The organism is Zavarzinia sp., from assembly GCF_041650655.1.
Taxonomy (GTDB): domain Bacteria; phylum Pseudomonadota; class Alphaproteobacteria; order Zavarziniales; family Zavarziniaceae; genus Zavarzinia.
Genome location: NZ_JBAZKR010000152.1, coordinates 1 through 7,110 on the forward strand (window position 1 = coordinate 1; position 7,110 = coordinate 7,110).

At 70.3% G+C, this 7,110-nt stretch carries 10 protein-coding genes; all 10 read right to left on the reverse strand.

The genetic code is table 11. The features are described from left to right. Positions 1–321: 321 nt before the first annotated feature. Positions 322–1,011, reverse strand: a complete 690-nt coding sequence (locus WC493_RS20775) for a hypothetical protein (protein WP_373068119.1) — start codon at positions 1,009–1,011, stop codon at positions 322–324. 15 nt (positions 1,012–1,026) lie between these two features. Further along, positions 1,027–1,575 carry a hypothetical protein gene (locus tag WC493_RS20780; protein WP_373068121.1) on the reverse strand — a complete coding sequence of 183 codons (549 nt, stop codon included), beginning with the start codon at positions 1,573–1,575 and terminating at the stop codon, positions 1,027–1,029. A 149-nt stretch (positions 1,576–1,724) separates the two neighbouring features. After that, the gene (locus WC493_RS20785) at positions 1,725–2,108 is read right to left on the reverse strand and encodes a hypothetical protein (RefSeq protein WP_373068123.1); all 384 of its coding nucleotides are present in this window, start codon (positions 2,106–2,108) and stop codon (positions 1,725–1,727) included. Continuing rightward, the gene (locus tag WC493_RS20790) at positions 2,105–2,326 is read right to left on the reverse strand and encodes a hypothetical protein (RefSeq protein WP_373068125.1); all 222 of its coding nucleotides are present in this window, start codon (positions 2,324–2,326) and stop codon (positions 2,105–2,107) included. Before WC493_RS20790 ends, WC493_RS20785 begins: the two co-directional genes overlap by 4 nt. A gap of 42 nt (positions 2,327–2,368) precedes the next feature. After that, complete coding sequence (locus WC493_RS20795; protein WP_373068127.1) at positions 2,369–3,022, reverse strand: HNH endonuclease signature motif containing protein; 654 nt, start codon at positions 3,020–3,022, stop codon at positions 2,369–2,371. Position 3,023: 1 nt separating this feature from the next. Further along, a complete protein-coding gene (locus tag WC493_RS20800; RefSeq protein ID WP_373068128.1) occupies positions 3,024–3,392 on the reverse strand; it encodes a hypothetical protein in 369 nt (122 codons plus the stop codon). 236 nt (positions 3,393–3,628) lie between these two features. Next, positions 3,629–4,507, reverse strand: coding sequence for a hypothetical protein (locus WC493_RS20805; protein WP_373068130.1), 879 nt, complete (start codon positions 4,505–4,507; stop codon positions 3,629–3,631). Further along, positions 4,504–4,734 carry a hypothetical protein gene (locus WC493_RS20810; RefSeq protein WP_373068132.1) on the reverse strand — a complete coding sequence of 77 codons (231 nt, stop codon included), beginning with the start codon at positions 4,732–4,734 and terminating at the stop codon, positions 4,504–4,506. The genes WC493_RS20805 and WC493_RS20810 overlap by 4 nt, the downstream gene beginning before the upstream one ends. Then, the gene (locus WC493_RS20815) at positions 4,731–5,828 is read right to left on the reverse strand and encodes an AAA family ATPase (protein ID WP_373068134.1); all 1,098 of its coding nucleotides are present in this window, start codon (positions 5,826–5,828) and stop codon (positions 4,731–4,733) included. Before WC493_RS20815 ends, WC493_RS20810 begins: the two co-directional genes overlap by 4 nt. A gap of 23 nt (positions 5,829–5,851) precedes the next feature. Further along, positions 5,852–7,110, reverse strand: a 1,259-nt coding sequence (locus WC493_RS20820) for a Mu transposase C-terminal domain-containing protein (RefSeq protein ID WP_373068136.1), incomplete at its 5' end; no start/stop codon positions are given.

The following is a 7,110-nucleotide window of genomic DNA, read 5'->3' on the forward strand; positions in this document are numbered from 1 at the left end:
CGTGGCACCCAGAGGCCGAGTATGGGGTAAGACCGAAAATGAAACTCGTGGGAAAAACCGGAATCTACCGGTAAAGGGCGGAACAATCAAGGCTTACGGAAGAATATTCGTCACGTCAGAAATGAAACGCCCGCCCCAGCCTGACCCCATCGTGTCCGGATTCCTGAAATCGCCTCCCCCGAGAACCCTAGCAAATTCGCCCCTCGCCATCCCTCCTCGCCGCACCGCGCCGCACGGACGCGGCGCCGCGCCGCACGCCCTCGCGTGGTAATCTGCGCAATCTGCCGCCTGCCATATTGTCAGTTTTCCAGCCATGTAACACTATCCAGCCCGGAGCAGCCTCCGAATCTCGTCCGCGTGCCGCTCGATCGTGGCCAGCCGATCCGCCGGAAGGAACATCCCCCCGTACCGCTCCCGAATCCGCGCGATCGGCTCGGCGTACTCGTCCGGCCTCTCGGCCATCACGGCCAGGAGCCGCTCGAGCACATCCGTCCACCGCACGCGCCGCCCGGCCCGCGCCTCCTCGTCGATGAGCATCGAGAGCTGATCCTCTCGCCCTCCGGGCCGCGCCGCCTCGGCCACCCCCGCCTCCCCCCCTCCGGCCATGAAGCTCATCACCATCTGCCCCATCGCCACGTCGAGCCCCTCGCGGCGCAGGATGGCCCGGATCGCGAGCACGTCGCGCCCGAGCTGGTCGAGCCACGCCAGGCACCGCGCGTGCTCCTCGGCCGACGCCCGCAGCTTGTACCCGCCCGCGGGCCCCGGCTGCGAGTACACCGGCAGGCGATACCTCCCCCGCAGCGGCCAGATCACCCGCCTCCGTACGTCCCGCGCCGACGGCAGCCCGAGCCGCCCGGCCAGGTCGGCCCCGCCGACCCATCCGCTCGCCGCCTCCAGGATGTCCAGTGCCTCGCGCAACAGCCCGCCCTCGACACGTGCCAACGCGTCTCCGCTCGGCGCAACACAAGACGAGCCGGTCTTCTCCCGGTCCGCCGATTCATCTTCCGCCATGTTCCACCGCCTTCGCTACGGCGGACGCGCTTCGCCCGCCTTCCTTCTCTTGAGGATCTCGCACACCTGCCGCGCGATCGGATAGTACGCCAGGTCCGCCGGCAGCGGGTTCCGCTGCGGGTGCAGCCCGGCCCACTCCCGCGCCGCCTGGTCCAGCACGGCCGCCCGCTCGGCCTCCGGCATCGCCTTGAACTCCGCGATCCTCGCCCGCTCTTCGTCAGCCGGCGTGGGCGCCTTGAGGGCCTTCGCGACCTCGCGCACGACCCCGCGCACGGGCGGCGCAAGGGGCGTGCGCTGGGCCTGTTTCTGCTCCGCGACCCGCTCGCGTTCGGCGCACTCGACGAACCATTTGTCCAGGTTCTTCGGCCGCATGAAGTCGGCCAGGTCAAGCCATGCGCCCGTCCGCCTGTGCCACTCGTCGGCCCCGTACTTCTCGATCGCCGCCCGCAGCGCCGCGTACGAGTACCCGTCCTCCAGCCTCGCGTGGATCGCGACGAACCGCTCGCGGTTCAGCACGGTCAGCCGCCTCACCTTCGCCGACCAGACGCCCGCCAGGCTCAGCACCTGGCACTCCCGCTCATCGGTGCACCCAGCGGGCCGTTTGTAGCGGCCGAGGAATTGGTGACCCTCGATCCGCGCCGCCGTTCCGGGAGACGGACCCCGGCGCCCGAGGGCCGCAGGGTCGAACACGCCGCCGCAATGGGGGCAGTGGATCATATGGGCGTTACCCCCACGTTCTCTGGGTCCGGCGGAGGATCGAAGCCATCCTCATCGTCGTCGTATTCACGGCTCCGCTGCCGCTCCGCCGGCAACTGATAGCGGTGGACTGGCGGCTGCGTCCAGGCGGCGGCCGCTTGGCGGGCGACGGCCTCGACTACCGGCGAGATCGAATAGATCGCGCCCTGCCCAAAGAACCGCGTCATCGCTGGCTGAAGTACAAGGCCGAGGTCGCTCTTGATCTCCGGAACGTCCACCCGGATGAATGAGCATCCACCGATGGCCTGTTCGCTCACGAGGCCCGCGAGGCGCTGATGGCCGAACAGGTCCACGATGCACCATTCGCGGAATCCAGTCTCCTGCTTCACGTTCTCTGTCATGCCTTCTCTTCCTTCGTGCCCTTCGTGGTGAGTCTGTATTCCGCGACCGCGTCGCGGATCGCCAGGTCGATCTCCGGCCAGTGGAGCGTCCAGTGCAGCACGCCCCGCGCCGCCAGCCTCGACTGAATCAGCCGGTACAGCTCGTCATCTTGAACCGGGTCCCTGTTGACCCGGTTCCCGGCGCACCGCCTCTCGAAGTCAAGTTGCTTCGCCGTCATCCGGCTTCGTCTCGCTCCGCTCGGCTTCGCCGTGACAAGTCCTCACGCCGCCTCCTCCGGGAAGATCCTCTTCCCTCCCGCCCGCGCGGCCTCGATCACGGCCCGCGCCGCCGCGTCCGCCGCCGCCGTCCTGTGCGTCGCGAAACGCCGCATCTTGGCCCTCCCCTTCGCCCGCGCCCGCTCGTACCGCTCGGCGCACCGTGCCTGCGTCCACCGCCAGAGGTCGCCCCGCGACACGCAGACGAGGTTCCCGATCCGGCAGTCCCGCGTGTCGCCGTTGACGTGTGCGACGACGCACCCTGCCGGGATCGGCCCCCGCTCGCGCTCCCACACGACCCGCGCGAGCGGCCGCCACGCCTTGCTGTTGCGGAACCGCGCGAGCGTCACCTTGACCATCGCCCGGGGCCGCCCCCGCCACATCCAGTAGTGCATCGTCCCGATCCGCTGGTGCTTCTTCATCCCGCAGCGTCCCCGCAGGTTGAGATACGCCAGGTCCCGCTTCCTCTGCGCCGAGATCCGCAGGTGCGTCACGCGGCGATACTCTTCATCGCCGACAGCCCGCCGCAGCTTCGGCCGCAGCCAGGCGTGGCTGTGCCCGACCGACCGGGCGATCGCGTCCACGTTCTCGCCGCGCCGCCACCGATCGACCAGGCGGTCGAGCTGCTCGGCCGGGATGACGATGTACGCGCCGCCCACGTCAGAAGCTCTCCTCGCGCGGCGGCCTCGACTCGATCCAACGCCTGGCCGCCCGGAACGCATCCTCCATCGACCGGCACGGCCCGGTCCGATGCAGGAGCTTCTGCGTAGCCAGGTGCCTCCACTCGCCGTGGTACCAGGCGGCCGTGTCCCGCGTCAGCTCCAGATAGGCGCTCGCCTCGCTGACGCGGCACCGCTGGCCGAACGGAGACGCGGCCGCATTCCGCCGATCCCGCGCCCCGTGGGACCTCTTGAGCTGCCGCATGGTGCCCTTCGCCTCGCGCAGGACCCGCTCGCCCTTCGGCGTGAGCCGCAGGTCGCGCCCGTCGCCGTCCACCAGCCTGCCCGCCTTGGCCTTCACGCGGATCATCCGTTGCCTCCCATCGCGGCCTTGACCTTCCGCCAGTAAGCGAGCGTCGCCTTGCTCCGCGCCCCGACGGGTCCGCCGTTGTGGACCCGCGCGAGCGTCTCCCAATCGCCTGCCTCGAGCGCCGCCGGGCAGTACCGCCGCCAGTAGCCCATCACCACTCGCTCGCTCTTCGCGGCGTCGTGGGCGTCCGTCCGGTACCGCTCGGGGTCGCCGCCGCCGTCGATCCAGTACGCCCGCTAGATCTGGTACGGCCCGCGGGCCTTGCCGCCGTCGCCGACGGCGCGGTCGTCCCCGCCGCTCTCGACCTGTCGGATCGCCGCCAGGAGACGGCGCAGGCCATTTTGGCGCGCAGCCCGCGCCGCTCCATCGGCAGCGCCCTTCGCGAGGACCGTCGACCGGCCGGGGGAAAGGTCCGGCGCGCGGGTCGCTGGCCGCGCGTCGGTGGAAACCCCGGCCGGCCGAAGGCCCTCGGGGACGACGGAGGCAGCCCGGTGGAGGGAGGCCGGGCCGCCGTCCGTCTCACGAGCCAGGTGGAGGGGGACCTGGCGTTCCGCAGCGCCTGCCGGCAGAGTCGCCCAGAGGGCGCAGGCGCAGAGCATAGCCGTTGCAACCGTCTTGCCGGACCGCCGCACGGCGCGCACGTCCGGCGAGTCATCCCACACCTTCGCCCCCGCCCGCTTGGCGATCTCCTTGAACGCCTCGACCAGCTCGAGGAGATCGCCCGGCCCCGCGTCCTTCAGCCGCGAGCATCCGCTCCGCCCGGCGAACTGGGCGGCGCAGAACGCGTCGATCCGCGCGAAGTCCACGTTGCGGCCCTCGGGCCTTCCCTGGACGATCCATCCCGCCAGGGCCGCAAGCTTGAGCACCTTGCCGCGCAGCGCTACCGTGCGAGAACCATCCTCTTGCGCGGCCCACCAACCCGGCCCGTTGGCCGGATCGACGTAGCCCTTGCTTTCCCAAAACGCCATCACGCGGCAGAGCCCCGCGTAGTCCATGTCCTTCGCCGACCAGGCCCCGCCGAGGTTCGCCTGGACGAGTTTGCGCTCATCCTCCAACACGCCGAGCGAGGCCGGCGCGGAGTGCAGCAGGCCGAGTTGCCACCTTGTGAGACTCATGCCTTGAGTCGCCTCCTGACAAGCTCCGCGTCCGATCCCTTGGCCATCACGATGATCATCGTGATCGGCGGCTTCCCCGTATCGCTCACACCGATCGTCTGGCGGGAGACCTTCTGTCGCGCGAGGTGCGACATCGCGCAGAGGAGAAGGACGGCGGCCTGCCTTTCCGGATGCAGCCTGGCGAAGGACTGGAAGATCGCTCTCGCGGCTGGCGTGGGCTTCTTCATCCCGCCACCTCGCTATCGAGCTGGCGGTGCGCGGCCTGGAGGTGGCGGACGTCGAGCGTGCCGTTGACGCGGTCGGCCCCGCCGATTCGCAGGGCCATCCGCACATGATGCTTGACTAGACGCAGCGCGCCGAGCTGCTTGGCGAGATCGGCGAGCCATTCCAGGGCTTCGGCCGTGAACTCCAGCCCCGGCGGCGCCCACGCGCGGGCGACGGCCTCCACGTCGGGGCGGTCGGGCTTTCCGACGCGGCGGACGACTCCGATCCGCGCCCGGAGCTGCTCGAACATCTGGTGGGCGTCGCCGGCGAGCGTGACGCGCGAGTGCAGCCGCGTCGTCCCGGCCAGGACGATCCCGACCCCCGCCTCGTCATGCAGATCGCGCAAAGCCTCCAGGACGGCGTAGGGCAGGACGTGCGCGTCATCCACGATGATGAGCCGCGTGCTCGGCCGCGACGGGTCGCCGCCCGCGAGGTACTCGATCAGGTCGTCCCACCGATCGCTGAGCGAACGGTCCTTCCCTCTCCGCGCGGCCCCCTTCCAGATCGAGGCCATCATGCCGCGCTTCGTGCTGGTCCGAACGACCGACGCCTTGACGTAGATCGCCGCCGGGTTGCCGGCCGCGTACGCCTTGAGGGCCGTCGTCTTCCCGCAGCTCGTCTCGGAGTAGACCATCCCGATGATCCGCTCCTGGAGGCAGAGCTTGCAAAGCCGTTCCACACGCCGCACGACCGTCGTCTCGGCGAGCGGTTCGGCGGCCCCCGCGATTCGCGGGGCCGCGCGGCCCTCGGCCTCGTCGAGTTCGCGGGCTTCCTCCAGCGTCAGCCAGGTCCACGCCAGGCGGCGGAAGTCCTCGCTCGGCTCGGCCTTCCCGTCCAGGTATCGCCCGAGCGTCCCCTCGTGGACGCCGATCGAGAGGGCCGCCGTCTTCTTCGCCGGGCGTGGATCGCTCGGATCGTACGGCCGGTCGAGCGTCGTGTGCTGGACACGCGAGCGGACCAGCTCCAGGACGTCCTTCGCGGAGGGCATGGTCTGGGGGAGCGGAGGCCGCTCGACCGCCTCCGCGCCCCGCGCCAACTTGAGTGCCGGCAGTCCCATGATCGAAGTCCTTTCGCTACGGGTCAGATCTGCAAGGTGTCGAACTCGTCGTCGGCGAGGCGGGCGGGGGCGGGAGGCTGCTCCGAAGGGGAGCGTGCGTCAACCATGTCGTCCGACGGGACGGTGGCCCGTCCCCCGCCCGAGACGCCGACTCCGAAGAACTCCCGCGCCGTCATGCGTATGGTGGCGCTGGTTTTGGTGGCACGGGTTTCCAACCCGTGCTGCACAGGTTGGAAACCTGTGCTACCGGCCTCCATTCCCGCCGCCTTCGGCAGCCGCGCGACCTCGCGTGCCGCCTCTTCCATCGCCGTCCGCACGATGCGAATGGCCGGGAGCGATTCGCCGCCCGGCGGCTTCGGATCGGGCCGCTCGACCGCGCGCTTCGTTGCCTCCGCCTCGCGTGCCTGCCGCTGGAGCGCGATGTTGTGCACGGCGTCGCCGGTCCCGCCGAAGAGAGTCGCATCCGTCTCGCCCATCGCCCGCGCGATCTTGCGGCGCTGCGCCTTCAGCTTCATCCTCGCGCGGAGGTCCTCGCCCGTCGCGCCCCACGCGACCAGGTCCGTCCGCCTCGCGGCGCAGAGGTATCGGTCCTGGAGATCGAAGACGAAGAGTTCGCCCACCTTGGCCGGGTCGTACCGCACGTAGCAGCACTTGCCCTTGCCCGCCAGGCCGAACAGCTCCGGCGCGGCGAACCAGCGGCCCCACATGCTGATCCCGTTGGCGAAGACCGCGCGCGGCTCGCTCGAGCGCATCAGGCACATCATCAGCTCGCGCTCGGGGACCCGCTGGACGACCTCCAGCTCCTCGCGATAGACCTCGTTCGGCGAGCGGCCGTTCATCCCCTGCCCGCGGTGCCCGGCCTCGCCGTAGACGTGATCCTCCCACTCGGCGAGCGCCTTCGCGACCAGGTCGAAGTCCGGCATCTTCCCGGCCTTCACCAGCTCGGCCAGCGCCCTCGCCGAGCCCTCCGGCCGCTCCTGGGGATTCGACCCGAGCCACGTCTCAAACTCGCGGTCGAACTGGAGGCTCATCGTGCGGAAGCTCCGCTCGACCGGCTTCGCCTTCGCGTTGTAGGGCTGCGCGAAATGGCACTGGATCGGGAGCGTGCTGAACGCCGCCCGCACACGCAGCTCGTCCAGGCGGTACGCGATCTTTCGGTGCCCGCCGGCGACCGTCCGCGCGATGAAGTCCTTTCCGTTGTCCATTAGTGCGTGGTGGGGGCAGCCGTAGTCCAGGACCGCCCGGCGGAAGCTCGCCAGGACGATGTCCGAGTTGGGCCCGT